The sequence below is a fragment of the Bacillus sp. OTU2372 genome (genome assembly GCF_038440275.1).
Classification (GTDB): Bacteria; Bacillota; Bacilli; order Bacillales; family Cytobacillaceae; genus Neobacillus; species Neobacillus bataviensis_B.
The window spans coordinates 53,674-71,536 of record NZ_JASATK010000001.1 but is presented as its reverse complement, the minus strand read 5'-3'; the positions used below and the strand labels follow the sequence as shown (position 1 = coordinate 71,536).

Here is a 17,863-nt window from a genome sequence, read left to right as displayed (position 1 = left end):
TTACCCGTCCACCAACGGGCTAAGGGAACTTATTTGGACATATTTAACTTGGTTATTATAGCCATTTTAATTGCCTTAACTGCCTTTTTTGTAACTTCAGAATTTGCGATCGTCAAAATCAGAAGTTCAAGAATTGATCAGTTAATAGAAGAAGGAAATTCGAGGGCTGTTTCCGCAAAAAAAGTGATATCAAACTTAGATGAATATCTATCTGCTTGTCAACTGGGTATAACCATAACTGCCTTGGGATTAGGTTGGATTGGGGAATCGACAATCGAGCATTTGCTTAGCCCACTTTTCCTAAAATTGAACTTGCCTGAGAGCGCAACGCAAATATTTTCAGTTGGCATTGCATTTGCGACCATTACTTTCCTTCATGTTGTGGTTGGGGAGCTAGCACCTAAAACTCTTGCTATTCAAAAGGCAGAATTGATTACCTTAGTCATGTCACGTCCCTTAATCTTATTTTATAAGATTATGTACCCTTTTATTTGGGTATTAAATGGGTCTGCACGGATTGTTTCTAGTCTTTTCGGGTTAAAGCCGGTATCGGAAAATGAAATTGCCCATACGGAGGAAGAACTTCGAATTATCCTGTCTGAAAGCTATAAAAGTGGCGAAATTAACCAATCAGAGTTTAAGTATGTAAATAAAATTTTTGAATTTGATAACCGGATTGCCAAGGAAATCATGGTACCTAGAACAGAGATGGTTTCTTTATCAAAGGACGATTCATTAGAAACATTTCTTCAGGTCTTACGGGAAGAAAAATTCACCAGATATCCTGTCATTGATGGCGATAAAGACCATATTATTGGTTTAATCAATATCAAGGAAATCATGACTGATTTAATTGGCAATGAAAATCTTTCATCACAAACTCTAGAAAACTTTACTCGACCGATTATTAGAGTAATAGAAACGATTCCTATTCATGATTTATTAGTTAAGATGCAAAAAGATCGTGTTCATATGGCGGTCTTAATGGATGAATATGGTGGAACATCAGGACTTGTTACGGTTGAGGATATCCTCGAGGAAATTGTTGGTGAAATTCGGGATGAATTTGATATGGATGAAATTTCAGAAATCCGTAAGATTAAGGAAAATCATTACATCATCGATTCAAAGGTTTTAGTAAGTGAGATTAATGATTTATTAGGCGTTGAAATTGATGATGAAGATGTCGATACAATAGGCGGTTGGATTCTAACTGAGAATTATGAAGCTAAAGAAGGCGACATCATCCATCACGATTCATATACCTTTAAAATTCTAGATATGGATGAGCATCATATCAAGTATATTGAAGTAACAAAAAACACAAATAATGAAGAATCAAATACTCAACAAATGGCAGTAACAAAATCAGGAGTTCTTTCATAGAAAAATAGGCCGAATCATTCGGTCTATTTTTTTGCTTTTACTATGTTTAAATAGACAAAAATAAAAAGACTGTATTAGACAACAGTCTCCACTTAAGATTATTTATTTTTTGAGATGATCATTTCTTCTTCTAGCTTCGCGATTTTCACTAAATGGGAGTCAAGCCGGCGATTTACATGCTGAAGCTCAATGCCGTGTGTCTCTTCAATCCTCTGCAGTGAATCTTTAATATCAGACAAATCAATCTGATTTACTTCCACCCTATGTTCAATGCTATCCATTTTTTCTAATCTTGAGAGCCTTTTTTCAATGGTTTCTAATGTAGCATTGAATGTTTGAATTAAGCTTCTTAAATCCAGTTCGTTCTCTGGTAATTTTTCAAATTCATTGCCCATTGAACAAACCTCCCTTCTATTTGTTCCTTAATTTTAACATCATTTTCACTGTATATATGTTACAAAAACAGCACATTCCCCTCCAAAGGATAAACTCCCTGGTCGTATTCACATAATCGTCAACAATAGTTAAATTTATTAACCATTTTAAAAAGATTCTGCCCTTTATAATTTGAACAATCTAACAAAAAATTGAACATTTAATTAATTAACCTATTTATGTGAATATAATCACATTAATTTCACTATAAATATTATAGTCTTACACTATAAGGAATAGAGGGCTTACATTTTTAATCTTAACCTTTCATCTATCCTTATGACGAATAATTAACTTAAAAGGTTTGTGTAAAGAATATGTTCATATCGATCGATGAAAAAGCAGCTTTATGGTTCACGAAGGAATTTGAAATGAATAAGCCAATCAGTATTCGCCTGTTTCCTCAATATGCAGGCTTTGGAGAAAAGAATAAAGGTTATAGTCTTGCTTTTTCAATTGAGCAGCCTGCAGATGCCGGCTATGCACAAGAAATGAACGGAATTACCTTTTATGTAGAAGGAAATGATGTATGGTTTTTTAAAGACACCGAGACATACTTATCTGTTGATGAAGCACTTGAGGAAATTCAAATTACATATAAAGAAAAAGCCATTTATTAGTATGATAAAGACCAGCCGTGTTTAAAATGGCTGGTCTTTTGGATTCTCCAAATAGTTTATATGCCTCCTCAACATCAGCTTGAATATTAATTCCAAGCTATCCAACCTTGTTTTTTTTTCAAATAGTAATAAATTTGGATCTATGTTACAATAATAACTTTTTTAGGTATAATAAATATGACATAAATTTCCTCTTACTAAATAGTTCCCACTATTATTAAAACTTTCAAAGAAAGGGGTCGGACTTCATGATTTTTGGTATAGCCATCATTCCTATATTTGTTTATGTTGGCTATAAATTGGGAGTGGTTCTTGAAAACTGGTATGAAATTGATTCAACCCTCACCATAATAGGAATATTGTTGGTAATCGGAGTTGGTGGACTAACCTTATATTCAAAAATCCCCAAAAATATTAAAATGCCAGGCGATACAACTAAAGATGATAAAAAGTCTAATAATGACTCTATTATTAACTATCCACCAATCGAGGTTACGATCGACCAAGTGCGTAAAGCCATTAGGGAATATTCTGATAAACTTCCAAAAGGAGTTTTCCGTACCATTTTAGTTCAAGATGATAATAGCATTGATTTTGAGAAGCTTGCTCCCTATCTTGGCGGAATTCCTTATAAAAAATTTTATATGTCGAAGGAAACCTATGATCTATTCGAAGAGAATGAAAAACTAATACCAATTGAAATGGATATGGTCCAAAAGGCGGTTGATCAATATGTGAAGGACCATAAAGAATATCCTATGTTAAATTTTGATCCGCTGCACAGGGTAAACTATTATATTCTCCTCCAAGAACACTACTTAAAAAAGGCCCCTGTTACACAGTTTTATATTACCGATTTAGATGGTCTCATCACACATATTAGACCCGAGAATAAAAACTCCTCTCAACTTTGAGAGGAATTTCTTTCTTTTAGGTAGTTTTTTTTGCTTTTCTTTCAACTATATTGAGATAATAGCACTAACTAATTAATAAAATTTAAAAACGAGGGATACAAAGATGGTAAAACAGAAAAATAAATCGCATCATTTAGCGACTATTTCTCTTATAATCATGGGAATCGGATTTATTGCTACCATTCCATTGCAGGATTCATTTTGGGGAAATATCCTCCAGGGGGGTTTTGAAGCAGGGCTCGTCGGTGGACTAGCAGACTGGTTTGCAGTAACTGCACTTTTTCGGCATCCTCTGGGAATTCCAATTCCCCATACTGCCCTGCTGCCAAAGAACCGGCAAAGAATTACTGCAGGAATAATATCCATGCTTGAAAATGAGTGGCTTACTAAGGAAAGTATTCGTAAAAAAATCAATACGATTGCTTTCACAAATAAGCTTATAGAGATTTTAGAGACTGAAATGAATTCCCAACCGCTGCAAAAAAATGTCGTCACGCTTGTTCAACACTTGATTAAAAAAATAGAGGTAAGAAAGCTAACACCAATTATCGAAAAAGAACTAAAAGCTAAATTAGATGACTGGGATATAAAAAAATATCTTCCCTTACTTATTGAGCAAGTAACAGAACGAAAATACGACGAAAAGACCTTAGATTACATTCTCAAGGAAATCGATGAATGGGCCGCGAAAGATTCCACTAAATATAAGCTGGGCGGAATGGCAGTGGATGCTGTGGAAAACATCAAAGCAGATGGCTTTATGCAGTTTGCCCTGAAATCTTTTAGTAATCTTGTTAACGAGGAAAAATTGGGTAACATTATCCAAAACCTAATTCAAAAAGGGGTTGCCAGTTACAGTGACCCCTATAACCCAAATCGCCGAACTTTATTGATTCATATCCGAAATAAACTTGAATCAATTAAAACAGACGAAAAAATCTATGAAGAACTTTCGAATTTGAAATCACATGCCATTACTAAATGGGAGTCACAAGAGCAAATTAATGATATATTGGAACAGTTTCAGCAAAAAGCTATCGATTTCGTTGCAGAACCTGGCTTTTTAAATCATTACTTACTTCCATTTATAAATGACACGCTAACAGAATTAAAAAATAGCCCCGAAAAAATAGAGGCCATTGATACGTGGATTAAATCAAAACTTTCTTCCTTTGTAGATAAAAATCATTCTAAAATTGGTAAGCTTGTCAAAGAAAATTTAGACAAATTGGATGATAAAACATTGATTAACATGGTCGAAAATAACGTTGGAAAAGACCTGCAATGGATCCGGGTTAATGGAGCTGTTTGCGGATTTTTGATAGGACTTATCTTAGTTGGGTTTAGAGCTTTCTTTTAAATTTGCCTTATATATTAAGGCTTTTTTTTTTGAGATCTTCCAAAAGCCCCTACCAGAAAATGGTTCTTTTTCAGTTCCTCCCTTCATATTTAGTACTATAGTCATATTTTCAACATAAGGGGGCAGGAAAATGGCAGTTAAATTGATTAAAATTTCTGTGATTTATTTTGTTATTGGGGTACTCATTGGTATGTATATGTCGATGACGGAAGCCTTTGACCTTACACCTGTTCATGTGCATATTAATTTATTAGGATGGATGTCAATGGCACTTGCCGGCTTGATTTATGTCGGGTTTCCAAATGCGGCTGAAACAAAACTTGCGAAGGTTCATTTTTGGCTCCATAATATCTCACTTCCAATTATGATGATTGGGCTTGCCCTTTTGGTCTCCGGTGTAGATAGTGCCGGACCTACAGTTGCTGTTGGTGGAACATTACTAGTTATTGGGATTATAGTCTTTGCGATAAACATCTTGAAAAATGTAAAACAATAAACTTGTCCTTATCTATCTCCTAAAATAAGCGAAGACACCCCAATAGGTGTCTTCTTTTTTATGGATTTACCGTATATAAATTTCTAGTAACTTCTTTCTTAGCCTGTCCTTTTCTTCATTTGTTTTTCTATAGTCGTATTGATAAATAGCACCCTCCCAATCGCCATACATTGGGTTTGGGAAAACAATCAGTTTACGGCCAAACTCATCCTTACGTTTATTCACCTCATGAGATCTTTCTGAAACCGTTAACCCATCAAACCCGCTAAAATCACCTAAATTGTCTCCAAAGTACAAAAGAATGTCGCGAGTTTTTGCTACCTGAATGCGGCGGGTCTCCTTCCCTCTTTCTCCGGGCTGTTGTAATAACACATGCTCACTAATTACCTGAGGAGCACCTACATTTAATAAATTTTTCATGGTTGCTTTTTTTTCCGTTTCGTTTCGATTCGATATGTAAAAAATATCGACTCCCCTTGCATTAGCATATTGCAAAAATTCAATTGCACCAGGCAAGGCTTTTGCTTCCCCACGTCTAAACCATTCATTCCAGCCGAACGGGACTCCTTTGCCATGAAGGACAAACCACGCCTGATGCGGACTGTTATCAAGGATCGTCTCGTCAATATCTAGGACAATTGCGGGTTTTAATCCGGTTGTTTTAGGTCGGTCCCTTAATAGTTCATCTAATCGCATTCTCCCCATGTTATAACCTTGATAATATAAAGCTTTTGCTTCGGCTGAGTTTTGAAACCAAAGTACAGACATGGTATTTTGATCATACAGGTTTAACGAAGAACTGCCTTTCGTCTCAGCTTTTACATTTAGACTTGAGAGTGACAGAACCATAATTAAGGTTAATAGCCATCCAATCTTCCTCTTCAATCACAATACCCTCCTTTTTTTACAATAATAGTATGTGAAAGAAAGGAACATCCTAACATTTGAGTATTAGATATTTTTGTAAAAAAAGAGCAGCAAGTCCAATTAAAACGACTTACTGCTCTTTCCTGTTTAAATGATTCGTTTTTTTACATTAGTTTCTATCTTATCTCGTTTATGAAAACCTTTGATATAGTAGACTGCTACTAAGAAGACTAGGAATAACGGTCCGATTACTAAAGCAATTCTTGTATCAGGATTATAACCCATCAATCCTATGACAAACGCTAAAAAGGCTAAGGCGAGATATGATGTATAAGGAAATAATGGCATTTTATATTTTAGTGCCTTTACTTCACTCTGTTTAAGAGTTTGGCGATAACGAATTTGCGATAAAAGAATGACTCCCCAAGTCCAAATCGCACCAAACGTAGCAATACTCGTAACCCAAGTAAATACCTTTGCAGGGACAATATAATTTAGGATAACCCCGATCAGTAAAGCTCCTGCAGAGGCAACCACAGCCACTCCGGGAACACCACTTTTGGTAACCTTACCAAAGTTTTTAGGTGCCTCACCATGCTCAGCAAGGTTAAATAGCATCCTAGCTGTACTAAAAATACCACTATTACAAGATGAAAGAGCTGCAGTTAGAACAACAAAGTTTATAATACCAGCCGCCCCAGGGATGCCAATTTTTTCAAAGGTCAGTACAAATGGACTCCCTTTTGTACCAATTTCCTCCCATGGATAAATTGACATAATTACAAACAGTGCTCCAACATAAAATAGAAGAATCCGCCAAAAGACTGTATCTATTGCTCTTGCAAGCGACTTTTCCGGATTTTTTACCTCTCCAGCTGTAACCCCGATCATTTCAATTCCCAAGTAGGCGAACATAACCATTTGCAGGGATAATAACACACCTTTTATTCCATTCGGGAAGAAACCGCCATGCTCCCATAAATTCTTGACACCAGTTGCAATTCCGCCATTCCCAAGACCAAAGATAATCATCCCGACACCGATTAGGATCATAGCAATGATTGTAATAATCTTAATTAAGGCAAACCAAAATTCTAATTCCCCATACGCTTTAACAGCAAGGAAGTTGACTGACGCCATAATGACAAGTGCTGCTAACGCCCATATCCATCTTGGAACAGCTGGAAACCAATATTCCATATAAATACCGATGGCAGTAATTTCAGCCATACAAGTAACGACCCATAAAAACCAATAATTCCAACCTGTTATGTATCCCGCCAGTGGCCCTAAATAATCACGAGCATATTTACTAAAAGAACCGGCTACCGGTTTTTGAATTGCCATTTCACCTAAGGCTCTCATTATAAAAAACATGATTAACCCGCTAAATGCGTAACCAACCAAAATACCTGGTCCCGCCATTTTGATCGCAGACGCTGAACCAAGAAATAATCCTACCCCAATAGCTGCACCGAGAGACATTAACGTTATATGTCTTTCCTCTAAACCGCGATGAAGTTCTTTGTTCTGAGTGTTTTTCCCCATCTATGAATCTCCTCCTGAAAAAACTTCAATTTCCCATTCATCCACTTGTTCGACTTTTGACAAAAAATAATTTATGAATTATTATCATACTACTTATCAGCAATTAATGCGACTGACCATCCTCCTCTTTTTTGTTGTTAGCGCTTTCAAATCTACTGAAAAAATTTTTGAACATTTTCTGACATTATTTTAACATTTCTATGAACAATCTTTTTTGTAGAATATCGAGAAATTTACTATAACTTTTTGTAGAATTAAACTAAGAAAATCGCAAGCTCCTTGGTCAGCCCCAACAAGCACAAGACGAGCCGGCCGAAAGGTTGCTCTTTAACCTTTTGGACGGATTGACCTAAATGTGAGGCGACTGCCCTGGGACTCTAGACTAAGACGCACCCTGCAAGAAGGTGCTTTTTGCCTTCTTCAGGGGGTGGCTTAGGCTTCGAGTTCCAAGGAGCCGCAACTGGATATGCTTGTGACCTCGAGGGGCTAGGCGCTGGAGCTGGACAATTCTCTAGGTAAAAACTTTTATACTTTCTTACCTACTAAAGAATAAAATCATTTCCGTGATAGACATTGTGGAGGTTTTCATTTTGAATACGAGACAACATGATCCGTTTAAAACCGCTTTTGATAGTTTAGAAGAATTTGCTGATTTAATAAGCCAAGTTTTAAATTGCCCGATTACTATTGAAGATGCTAACCATCGACTTCTTGCCTATAGCACACATGATGAACGGACTGACCCCGCAAGGATCTATACCATCATCGGACGAAGAGTGCCTGAGAAGGTGATTAATCAATTATGGAAAGAAGGAACCATTCCAGCCCTTCTGCAAACCCGTGAACCCATCCGTGTTAAGAATATGGATGATATTGGACTTAATAATAGAGTTGCTATATCTATTTGGAAGCAAGATGAGGTATTAGGTTTTATTTGGGCGATAGAAATTGACAAAACCTTAACTGATAAGGATTTTGATTTACTCAAAAAAGCGGCAGATTCGGCCAAAAATAAACTTTTACAGCTACAAACAAGGAAAAATAAAAAAGAAGAACATTCTCAGGAATTCTTCTGGAAACTACTAACAGGACACTTGAAGGGTGAAAAGGACATCTATGAGCGTTTTCATGCATTGAAAATTACTCCCTCCCCTTCCTTTGTTATTGCGGTATTTCAATTTCCTGAAAACATAACAAGTAAAGTAGAACAAAACATCTCTTATTTATTAAAAACCAGTCAACTGATGAAAATTCTGCTCTATACAATTGACTGTAATCAACTAATTGTCTTAATCTCCGCTGTTAATAATAAAGAGCCTTATCAAGAGTTTAACCGTTTTGTTCAGACCTTTGTTTCGACAATGGACGAGCGGTACCAGATTAAAGGAATCACTCCTGCATACAGCAGTATTTATGATGATTATCAAAAAATTGGCCAAGCATATAAAGAAACCTTAAGTGTTTTATCAATTAAAGAAAAATTTCCAGCAGAAACTAAAGAAATTTTTAATTATCAAAAACTGGGAATTTATCAACTTTTTGAACTTATTTTGGAAAAAAGACAAAGCGAGGCTTCTGAAAATTATTCTTTAAAAAGGCTGCAAGAATATGACCAAAGACATCATAGTAATTTAGTTGAAACGTTAGAGGTTTTCTTAAATAAAGATAACAATATAAATGATGCCGCTAAGGAACTAAATGTTCATGCGAACACTCTCAATTATCGGTTAAAGCGGATTTCTGAAATTGGCGATGTGAATTTTAAGGACCCTAGCCAGAAAATGCTTCTCTATATTGACCTAAAGCTCGAGAAATATAAATAGATTTGAACATTTTGTGAAAATCTCCAAATGGGATAAAAAATTTTCTACTTTCTAAACAAAGTATTTCCGAGAAAAACATTTTATACTTTAGCCATAGCAAGGAAATACTTTTAAGTATTAGGGAGGACTTCAGATATGTTTATTGGTGTACCTAAAGAGATTAAAAATAACGAAAATCGTGTATCACTAACTCCAGCTGGTGTTGTTTCATTAGTAAAAGCTGGCCATAATGTATTAGTAGAAAAAGACGCCGGTGTTGGAAGCGGTTTCACTGATGAGGACTATTCAAAAGCGGGCGCAGAAATCATTGAAAATGTTAAAGATGTCTGGACAAAATCAGAAATGATTATGAAGGTAAAAGAGCCATTAGAGAGTGAATATCAGTATTTCCGCCAAGGGTTAATCCTATTTACTTATTTGCACCTAGCTGCTGAACCTGCTTTAGCAAAGGCACTTAAAGATAAAGGTGTTCTTGCCATTGCCTATGAAACAGTCTCTGTGAACAGAACTCTTCCGCTGCTTACCCCAATGAGTGAAGTAGCCGGTCGCATGAGCGCACAAATTGGTGCACAATTCTTACAAAAGAATAATGGCGGTCAAGGAATCCTTCTAGCTGGCGTACCAGGAGTTAACCGTGGTAAGGTAACTATTCTTGGTGGTGGTATTGTTGGAACTAATGCTGCTAAAATGGCAATTGGGCTAGGTGCTGATGTAACGATCATCGATTTAAGCGCAGACCGTTTACGCCAGTTAGATGATATTTTTGGAAATCAAGTTAAAACATTAATGTCAAATCCATATAACATCGCAGAAGCAGTTGCGGAAGCCGATCTTTTCATTGGAGCGGTGTTAATTCCAGGTGCAAAGGCTCCGAAACTAGTAACTGAAGAAATGGTGAAGACAATGAAGCCAGGATCTGTTATTGTCGATGTCGCGATTGACCAGGGCGGAATTGTTGAAACCATTGACCATGTAACAACACATGATAATCCTACTTTTGTCAAACATGGTGTGGTTCATTATTCCGTTGCCAATATGCCTGGGGCAGTTCCAAGAACCTCAACAATTGCCCTTACGAATGTTACCGTTCCATATGCATTACAAATCGCTAATAAAGGGGTTGTAAAAGCCATTTCGGAAAATGCTGCTTTAAAGCTTGGCGTTAATGTTGCAAATGGGGATATTACTTATGAAGCAGTGGCAAAAGACCTAGGATTTAAATATGTTTCAGTAGAAGAGGCACTTGAGAAAGAATCTGTTGTTATCTAATACAGGATCCTCTCCTCCATCCATTCCAAACAGTTTAGAGGCATAAGCAAAGAGGCAGCTATTTAAAATAGCTGCCTTTACTTTATAAATATTTTCGATGTACACCTTTACCATCATAGGAAAACAGCATTTTTCTTTCTTCAATCATGGTTTCTATATGGACAGGTCTGCCCCAAAGCTGGTGAATATACGGAAGTACCTTTTCAAGATACTTTACGTCTAATTCTACACCCTCATACCAGTGCATTAAGTACAGCTCTCCATTTTTCAAGAAATCGCCATCATTGACAGTGATGTAAGGGAATCCTCCGTTCACACGCATATTCACTAATTGATCACGGACATGTTCCCATTCTTTATCAACGATCTTATAATCCCTTCCCTGCTTTTGGAAAAGATACATATCCTCTCTCATCACTAGATCTTTGTTTAAGTAATTACGCAGGAAAGATATGTCTGATTCAACTTCCCGCACCTCGAACATCTTTTCCCTGCCAGACCCTGGCTGAACACCTCTTCGTTTCATCTCTTCAGTTGGGTTATTATATCTTTCTTCGATATCCTCAAAGATTTTTATACCAAGGTAGTAAGGGTTGATTCCCGTTTTGGATGGCTGAACAACTCCCGCATTCAGTTTTGCAAATTCAATCGCTTCACCACTTGTTAAGTCCAATTCGCGTAATATCCGTTGATGCCAAAATGAAGCCCAACCCTCGTTCATGATTTTCGTTTCAAGCTGCGGCCAGAAATAGAGCATTTCCTCACGCATCATGGTTAAAATATCGCGCTGCCAGTCCTCTAACTCTCGACTAAAGGTTTCAATAAATAATAATAAGTCCTTTTCCGGTTTGGGCGGGAACTTCCTTTTCTTCGGGCTGCTGATTACCTTATTTTCCTTTTCATCCAGCTTCCATAAATCATCATATGGGGTTACATTTCGCTGCTCATCATCTTCATCGTCATCTACATCTGTTATGGACCATGAAAGTTTCGGCCTCATTAGAGAAGGGTCAATGTGCTCATCAATTGCCAACACAGCGTCTAAAAAAGTTTCTACTTCCTTCTTTCCATATTGTATTTCATATTTATGGATTCGCTCTGCAGTAGCAGCCATACTTTCTACCATATCCCGCTTGGTATTCTGGAAGCGGACATTATTTTTAAAGAAATCACAATGAGCCAAAACGTGGGCAACGATTAACTTATTTTGAATAAGGGTGTTAGAATCAAGCAAAAATGCATAACAAGGGTTAGAATTTATTACGAGCTCATAAATTTTACTTAGACCTAAATCATAATGCAGTTTCATTTTATGGAATTGTTTCCCGAAGCTCCAATGTGAAAATCGAGTTGGCATACCATAAGCACCAAAAGTATAGATAATTTCAGCTGGACAGATTTCATAGCGCATTGGATAAAAATCCAGACCAAAGCCTCTGGCAATTTCGGTAATTTCACTAATTGCATATTCTAGCTGCTTGCGATCTTCAACTTTCATTCCTCACTCCCCCTTTTCCTCTTAACACAATGTATGAAGAAAAGGTGGGATTGATGAGAGAGATGGCCAAAAAACAATGCAAGCCGTTATGTTTTTGTGATTCTACTGTTTAGGATAAAAGTTTATTATTAGTTATTTAATTTATTGACCCATCTTTTTTGCTTCCTTCGCAAGAAGAAGACCGACATATTTATTCCGCTTCCATTCGGTATTAAAAACTGACAGGGGCGGACTAGTTTCCCCAACTAGGTAACTAATTTCAATGGTCATAGCCGGTCTGTGATATGTTGTAATAAACCAATCTGTAAAGCCACCGCCAAATGCCTCTGGGTCTGGTTTTGCTAATTTATAGTTGGTCAGCCTGGATACCTTCTTTGCAACCTTATAATCACGATTCATATGTTTTCCATTTTTGTAATTCCAAAAAATCTCCCTGCCTGCTGTATGATAAGCAACTGCAATCGAAGGTTTTATCTCTCTAATAAAATTGGTTAAAGCAATGACCTCTTTGGATTCAAGAGGTTTTTTACCTTTATAAAATGCATAGCTTGGGTTTGACTGTTCTTGGTTAAGCCTTCTCCAGCCTGCGGGGTATTGTCTGTTTAAATCCACTCCTATCCCATTAGCCTTCCATCTCTTTAAATTTCTTGAGCCTTCATTCATCAGTAACAATTGTTTTTGATAATCCGGCGAAAATGATTTGAGATTATTTTGTTGAATGGTCACTCCATCCGGATTAAGCATTGGTATAAACCAAATAGAAACCTGATTTAGGATATCTGTTGACCTAAACCCAATTCTCTTACCTCTCTGATATGCTTCGGCATAACTCTCGAGCATGTTCATCAAAAGGGCGCTTGTCAACCACTCTCGTCCATGATGAGCACCAATCAATACAATATTAGTTTTTCCCTCTCCTAACTTTACTCCCCAAATTTCCCTTCCAAAATGCGTTGTTCCAATTGTTTTAATTTCAATATGTTCCCGGTACTTTTTACTAATTTGTTTCAGATCTTGTTGCAGACATTCGTATGAGTACGGTTTATCCACTTTTACAATCTTCGCATCAGCCGCAGAATTTGTTAGTGTGAATAAGCAGAAAAGCACACAAATTAATCGACCCAATTAAGGCACCACGTTTCTTTAAAAAACTTTTTTATACTGGTAAATCTTAAAAACAGCGTAAACATCAGGTGTCCAACATTTTCTGTGAAAGTTATCCGGGGAATGTCATAAAATATAGTCAACTCCTAATATGGAGGAGGCAAAAACGAATGAATAAACTGGATTACGACCGAGCGTTATATTATACGCATAGATCCGAATGGGACAATTTATTAATTTTAATGGTCCGGACAAAGGACCAATTTTTATCGAAAAAGATTGAACAATTCCTGCACGCATATAATTTTGAACGAGACTACACCGTGATTGAGACAAAATTATATAATCTTCTCCGTTACATTGACCATGCTAATGAATCACTTGATCCTGATGAAAATGGCTTACCGATGTATAGTCTTTCCTGAAAAAAAAAGTGGATACCAAATTGTTAAGAAAAATTTTCTACCGGGAAAATAGAATTCCACCAAAAAAAACGGCTTCCTATATGGAGGCCGTTTTATTCTTGATAACGCTAATCTACACCCGATAAATTAAATAGTTTGAACCATTTTTACTTTCTTATCTACTAACTCCATAAAGTCATTTTCAATGGTTTGCAGCTTTTGTTTGCCTTCTGCAAGACTTGCACTATTGACACCAAAATAAAATTTAACTTTTGGCTCTGTTCCAGACGGACGTAAGCATACCCATGATCCATCTTCAAAAATATATTTCAAAACATTAGATTTAGGTAATTCAATGGATTCTTCGCCATCTCTTGTTGCTCTGGTACGAGTCAAATAATCCTCGCTAGCAAGAGTCTTAAGTGAACCCAAACTTGTCAATGGCTCATTACGGAAAGAGGCTAACAAGCGTTGAATCATCTCTGCCCCTTCTTTTCCTTTCAGTGTTAAAGAACGAAGTCCCTCTAGAAAGAAACCGTATTTTTCGAATACGCGCAACATTCCTTCATAAAGGGTTAATCCTTGTTTTTTATAATGGGCACAAACCTCTGTAGCGAGCAGCGCTGCTTGAACAGCATCCTTATCACGTGCGAAGTCCCCAATTAAGTAGCCGTAAGACTCTTCGTAGCCAAATAGGAAGGTATGCTCTCCTGTTGTTTCATATTCCTTGATTTTTTCTGCAATGAATTTAAATCCTGTTAAAACATCAACTGTTTCTAAATTGAATGCAGCAGCAATTCTCCGTCCTAACTCAGATGTAACAATGGTTTTTAATACAACCCCATTTTGTGGCAATATTCCTTTTTCTTGTTTCTGAGAAAGAAGATAGTCCACTAATAAAGCACCGGTCTGATTACCTGTTAATACAATATATTCTCCCTCTTCATTAGGAACGGCAATTCCAAGTCGGTCTGCATCAGGGTCTGTTGCAATTAAAATATCCGCTCCGACCTTCTTTCCATCGCGAATCGCTAATTCAAAAGCAGCGTGCTCTTCAGGATTAGGGCTTTTTACAGTTGAAAATTCAGGATCAGGCAATTCTTGTTCTTTTACAACCGATACATTACGATAGCCTAATGCCGCAAGGCCAGCTCGGACTAATTTATTGGCTGTCCCATGTAATGGAGTAAATACAATCTTAATATCGGTCTCTTCAGCGAGAGTTGGATTTTCAGATATGGTTTTTAACTTTTCAATATAGACTTGGTCAATTTCAGAACCGATTGTTTTGATTAGACCAGAATTACGTAATTCTTCCTCGCTGCTAACTTCAATTAGTAATTCATTTTCAATTTCATTAACCTTGGCAATTACGATATCGGCCGCTTCAGGTGGCAGCTGGCCGCCATCTGAGCCATAAACTTTATAACCATTATATTCAGGTGGATTATGGCTCGCTGTAACCACAATCCCAGAAAAAGCATTCAAATGTCTTAACGCAAATGAAAGTTCTGGTGTAGGTCGTAACTCATCAAATACATATGTTTGAATTCCTTTAGAAGCAAGAGTTTTAGCAGCTTCCAACGCAAAATCTGGCGATTTATGACGTGAATCATAGGCAATCACTACTCCGCGTTTTTTCGCCTCTTCACCATGCTCTTCTATGTATGCTGCTAATCCTGCAGAAGCTTTACGGACTGTATATATGTTCATGCGATTTGTTCCTGCACCAATTTCTCCGCGCATTCCACCCGTACCGAACTCAAGATTTTTATAAAATATTTCTTCGAGTTGTTTTTCATTTCCCTTTAATGTTTCTAATTCATTTTTTAACTCATTGTCTAGCCCTTCAAAATCGAGCCAACTTTTCGCAATCGCTTTCCATTCCATAGATGTAATCCCTCCTATTTTTGTCCATACAATAATTCGAAGTTTAACTTCCGTTTTCCTCTAAAAATGACAGGATAAAAACCGACATTTTTCGCAAAGTACAGGAAAAGCCACTTATACTATAATCTCAAAAATATCACAATAAGAGCAAGAAATAAATAAAGCCTGTAAAAAATTACAGGCTTTTGCTTTACTACTTTTATATAATCAGTTCATTGTCTGCTTTGCTATAAATACTCAGCATTGAACTTTTTAGGCTTTTTCCTTCCATAAACTGCTCAAAATCGAAAGGGAAAAACAGTCCAAATTCTTTAAGAGTAGCAACATTTTTGTTAAACACCATTTCGTATTGTTCATCCAGCGGTGACGACTCTAAAATTGAAATAACTGTTTGTATGCTTGTCATAACTTGAAATGCATCTTTCAATGTATTAAAATCCAAAGACGTATCCAAGACCTTTAATTCCTCAAATTGACTAATTTCTTCATCACTAAAATAAAGAGGAAAAATATTAGAGTAAACGTACCTCACCAGTTCATTAATTTCTTCTTCTTGACTTGGTGTCGAGGCAAAAACTATTTTCACTTATCTAACCCACCTTTGCCATCGCTTATTTCTGTCGTAATATATATCATAAGAATAACATAATTCGTAGTGAACTTTGGGTGGTAATTATCACCACAGTTTAAGAAAAGCGGAAAGCGACTTGAACAGTGGCTTATGACCCCGAGCCCCAAGTCGCTGGACCTAGACAATTGATAAAAGGAGAAAATAATGTACATAACCAAACGAACTGGCGAATGGCTGCAAATCATTATTCCAAGGGAGTGGGAAGGTATTACCGTTGAACACCTTTTCCGACAAGTTTGGGAGGCTCCAAAAAAATTAACGCATCAATTCCGATCTGAAAATAAGGTACTTATGGAAGGAAATCGAGTTAATTGGAACTTACCATTTACAGCCGGTGCAAAACTTCAACTCCATCTTTTTGAAGAGGAAGATCCTCATGTTACCCCGAACTATCATGAGTTAAATATATTGTTTGAAGATGACCATGTTTTAATTGTCAATAAACCGCCTTTTATGAATACACACCCAAATGACCCGGTTAAAGAAACGGATTCATTAATGAATGCTGTAGCTTTTTATTTGCTATCAAAAGGAGAATCCGGTAATGTTCGCCAAATCCATCGATTAGACCGGGATACATCGGGGGCAATTCTTTTTGCAAAACACGGACTAGCGGGTGCGATCTTAGATAAAATGCTCGAAAAACGCCACATCAAAAGAACTTACATTGCCGCTGTGCACGGTCAAATTAAACAGCGGAAAGGCACCTTAAACATGCCGATTGGGCTGGACCGTCATCATGCGACTAGACGCAGAGTCTCACCTAATGGACAGGCTGCGATTACACATTATCAGGTCTTAGATATTAATAAACAAAAGAATTTTACTTTCCTAAAATGTTGGCTGGAAACAGGGAGAACTCATCAAATTAGAGTTCATTTTAGTCATTTGGGTCATCCCTTGATTGGTGATAGTTTATATGGAGGTGAACCGATCACAAACAGGCAGGCTCTCCATGCCGTAAAGCTTGAATTCACAAATCCATTTACCCAAGAATCCATTATATGTCATGCCCCATTTATCGATTTGTCTGAAGTATTTCATGCTATTGATATAAATAAAATATAGAAAAAGGATGCCTCGATTAGGGAGACATCCTTTTTCTTTGTTAATTTTGTTTTAGTCTGCTTTTCTAAAGGCACGCATAATGAAGCTTAAAAGAAGTACTAATACGGCGGCACCAATGATAGCAGGTATTATGGCGAAATCAGCCACATCTGGTCCCCAGTCTCCCAATACTGCTGTTCCTAACCATGCACCAACAAAACCTGCGATGATATTACCAATAATGCCCCCCGGAATATTTCTTCCGACTATTAAACCTGCTAACCAGCCGATTATACCACCAACAATTAATGACCAAATGAAACTCATTTAGAACACTCCTTTTTAGTATTCTTCATTTCACTTTTTTGTTTATTCCTAAGACAGTGTTGTTTAATTAATTAAACCATTGTTTACTGCCTGTACCTATAAAGTACCCTTTTTTGTTATTTATACTCATAAAAAAATAAATAATGGATTAAAAAAATACAGATCTGCACGACATAAATTTATAATACAAGGCAAAAGTAATAAAGGACTTCTTGGGTATATAGTCAGCAATAGATAAATTCAG

17 protein-coding genes are annotated in these 17,863 nt (G+C 36.7%); 9 read left to right on the top strand and 8 right to left on the bottom strand.

Annotated features, from left to right (window positions below):
• Positions 1–33: 33 nt before the first annotated feature.
• The gene (locus tag AAHB15_RS00385; protein ID WP_098529725.1) at positions 34–1,386 is read left to right on the top strand and encodes a hemolysin family protein; all 1,353 of its coding nucleotides are present in this window, start codon (positions 34–36) and stop codon (positions 1,384–1,386) included.
• A gap of 98 nt (positions 1,387–1,484) precedes the next feature.
• Here the strand turns inward: AAHB15_RS00385 and AAHB15_RS00380 are convergent, their stop codons facing one another.
• A complete protein-coding gene (locus AAHB15_RS00380; protein WP_098529724.1) occupies positions 1,485–1,781 on the bottom strand; it encodes a hypothetical protein in 297 nt (98 codons plus the stop codon).
• Between the two features lie 357 nt (positions 1,782–2,138).
• Between AAHB15_RS00380 and AAHB15_RS00375 the strand changes: the two genes are divergently transcribed.
• From AAHB15_RS00375 to AAHB15_RS00360, 4 genes are all read left to right on the top strand, one after another.
• Positions 2,139–2,441: a HesB/YadR/YfhF family protein gene (locus AAHB15_RS00375; RefSeq protein ID WP_335571670.1), complete on the top strand. Its 303-nt coding sequence runs from the start codon at positions 2,139–2,141 to the stop codon at positions 2,439–2,441.
• 248 nt (positions 2,442–2,689) lie between these two features.
• On the top strand, positions 2,690–3,355 hold the full coding sequence (locus AAHB15_RS00370; RefSeq protein WP_335571669.1) for a DUF3939 domain-containing protein: 666 nt from the start codon (positions 2,690–2,692) through the stop codon (positions 3,353–3,355).
• A gap of 103 nt (positions 3,356–3,458) precedes the next feature.
• Positions 3,459–4,715 carry a DUF445 domain-containing protein gene (locus AAHB15_RS00365; protein ID WP_342041536.1) on the top strand — a complete coding sequence of 419 codons (1,257 nt, stop codon included), beginning with the start codon at positions 3,459–3,461 and terminating at the stop codon, positions 4,713–4,715.
• 130 nt (positions 4,716–4,845) lie between these two features.
• Positions 4,846–5,211 carry a cytochrome-c oxidase gene (locus AAHB15_RS00360; RefSeq protein ID WP_342041535.1) on the top strand — a complete coding sequence of 122 codons (366 nt, stop codon included), beginning with the start codon at positions 4,846–4,848 and terminating at the stop codon, positions 5,209–5,211.
• Positions 5,212–5,277: 66 nt separating this feature from the next.
• Here AAHB15_RS00360 and AAHB15_RS00355 read toward each other — a convergent pair whose 3' ends face one another.
• Together AAHB15_RS00355 and alaP are read right to left on the bottom strand one after the other, a co-directional pair.
• Positions 5,278–6,096: a 5'-nucleotidase, lipoprotein e(P4) family gene (locus AAHB15_RS00355; protein WP_446715833.1), complete on the bottom strand. Its 819-nt coding sequence runs from the start codon at positions 6,094–6,096 to the stop codon at positions 5,278–5,280.
• Between the two features lie 129 nt (positions 6,097–6,225).
• Positions 6,226–7,626 carry an alanine permease AlaP gene (alaP, locus tag AAHB15_RS00350; RefSeq protein WP_342041534.1) on the bottom strand — a complete coding sequence of 467 codons (1,401 nt, stop codon included), beginning with the start codon at positions 7,624–7,626 and terminating at the stop codon, positions 6,226–6,228.
• 590 nt (positions 7,627–8,216) lie between these two features.
• Here alaP and AAHB15_RS00345 point away from each other — a divergent pair.
• Both AAHB15_RS00345 and ald read left to right on the top strand, forming a co-directional pair.
• Positions 8,217–9,449, top strand: a complete 1,233-nt coding sequence (locus AAHB15_RS00345) for a PucR family transcriptional regulator (protein WP_342041533.1) — start codon at positions 8,217–8,219, stop codon at positions 9,447–9,449.
• A gap of 135 nt (positions 9,450–9,584) precedes the next feature.
• Positions 9,585–10,718 (top strand): alanine dehydrogenase, encoded by a 1,134-nt coding sequence (gene ald / locus AAHB15_RS00340; protein WP_342041532.1) that lies wholly within the window; start codon positions 9,585–9,587, stop codon positions 10,716–10,718.
• Between the two features lie 82 nt (positions 10,719–10,800).
• Here ald and AAHB15_RS00335 read toward each other — a convergent pair whose 3' ends face one another.
• On the bottom strand, positions 10,801–12,216 hold the full coding sequence (locus AAHB15_RS00335; protein ID WP_098529716.1) for a SpoVR family protein: 1,416 nt from the start codon (positions 12,214–12,216) through the stop codon (positions 10,801–10,803).
• Between the two features lie 141 nt (positions 12,217–12,357).
• The gene (locus AAHB15_RS00330; RefSeq protein ID WP_335573353.1) at positions 12,358–13,341 is read right to left on the bottom strand and encodes a M14 family zinc carboxypeptidase; all 984 of its coding nucleotides are present in this window, start codon (positions 13,339–13,341) and stop codon (positions 12,358–12,360) included.
• A 149-nt stretch (positions 13,342–13,490) separates the two neighbouring features.
• Here AAHB15_RS00330 and AAHB15_RS00325 point away from each other — a divergent pair, with 149 nt between their 5' ends.
• Entirely contained in the window at positions 13,491–13,745 is a 255-nt protein-coding gene (locus AAHB15_RS00325) for a YhdB family protein (RefSeq protein ID WP_098529714.1), read from the top strand.
• A gap of 126 nt (positions 13,746–13,871) precedes the next feature.
• Here the strand turns inward: AAHB15_RS00325 and AAHB15_RS00320 are convergent, their stop codons facing one another.
• Positions 13,872–15,614 (bottom strand): phospho-sugar mutase, encoded by a 1,743-nt coding sequence (locus AAHB15_RS00320; protein WP_342041529.1) that lies wholly within the window; start codon positions 15,612–15,614, stop codon positions 13,872–13,874.
• Between the two features lie 199 nt (positions 15,615–15,813).
• Positions 15,814–16,200, bottom strand: coding sequence for a YhcU family protein (locus tag AAHB15_RS00315; protein ID WP_144568430.1), 387 nt, complete (start codon positions 16,198–16,200; stop codon positions 15,814–15,816).
• A gap of 189 nt (positions 16,201–16,389) precedes the next feature.
• Between AAHB15_RS00315 and AAHB15_RS00310 the strand changes: the two genes are divergently transcribed.
• Positions 16,390–17,313, top strand: coding sequence for an RluA family pseudouridine synthase (locus AAHB15_RS00310; RefSeq protein ID WP_335573351.1), 924 nt, complete (start codon positions 16,390–16,392; stop codon positions 17,311–17,313).
• A gap of 51 nt (positions 17,314–17,364) precedes the next feature.
• Here the strand turns inward: AAHB15_RS00310 and AAHB15_RS00305 are convergent, their stop codons facing one another.
• Positions 17,365–17,619 carry a GlsB/YeaQ/YmgE family stress response membrane protein gene (locus AAHB15_RS00305; protein ID WP_335573350.1) on the bottom strand — a complete coding sequence of 85 codons (255 nt, stop codon included), beginning with the start codon at positions 17,617–17,619 and terminating at the stop codon, positions 17,365–17,367.
• Positions 17,620–17,863: the final 244 nt, after the last annotated feature.

Coding starts and splice junctions, on each gene's coding strand:
- AAHB15_RS00370 (WP_335571669.1), top strand. CDS start 2,690: ATGATTTTTGGTATAGCCATCATTCCTATATTTGTTTATGTTGGCTAT.
- alaP (WP_342041534.1), bottom strand. CDS start 7,626: ATGGGGAAAAACACTCAGAACAAAGAACTTCATCGCGGTTTAGAGGAA.
- AAHB15_RS00365 (WP_342041536.1), top strand. CDS start 3,459: ATGGTAAAACAGAAAAATAAATCGCATCATTTAGCGACTATTTCTCTT.
- AAHB15_RS00320 (WP_342041529.1), bottom strand. CDS start 15,614: ATGGAATGGAAAGCGATTGCGAAAAGTTGGCTCGATTTTGAAGGGCTA.
- AAHB15_RS00380 (WP_098529724.1), bottom strand. CDS start 1,781: ATGGGCAATGAATTTGAAAAATTACCAGAGAACGAACTGGATTTAAGA.
- AAHB15_RS00305 (WP_335573350.1), bottom strand. CDS start 17,619: ATGAGTTTCATTTGGTCATTAATTGTTGGTGGTATAATCGGCTGGTTA.
- ald (WP_342041532.1), top strand. CDS start 9,585: ATGTTTATTGGTGTACCTAAAGAGATTAAAAATAACGAAAATCGTGTA.
- AAHB15_RS00375 (WP_335571670.1), top strand. CDS start 2,139: ATGTTCATATCGATCGATGAAAAAGCAGCTTTATGGTTCACGAAGGAA.
- AAHB15_RS00360 (WP_342041535.1), top strand. CDS start 4,846: ATGGCAGTTAAATTGATTAAAATTTCTGTGATTTATTTTGTTATTGGG.
- AAHB15_RS00310 (WP_335573351.1), top strand. CDS start 16,390: ATGTACATAACCAAACGAACTGGCGAATGGCTGCAAATCATTATTCCA.
- AAHB15_RS00325 (WP_098529714.1), top strand. CDS start 13,491: ATGAATAAACTGGATTACGACCGAGCGTTATATTATACGCATAGATCC.
- AAHB15_RS00335 (WP_098529716.1), bottom strand. CDS start 12,216: ATGAAAGTTGAAGATCGCAAGCAGCTAGAATATGCAATTAGTGAAATT.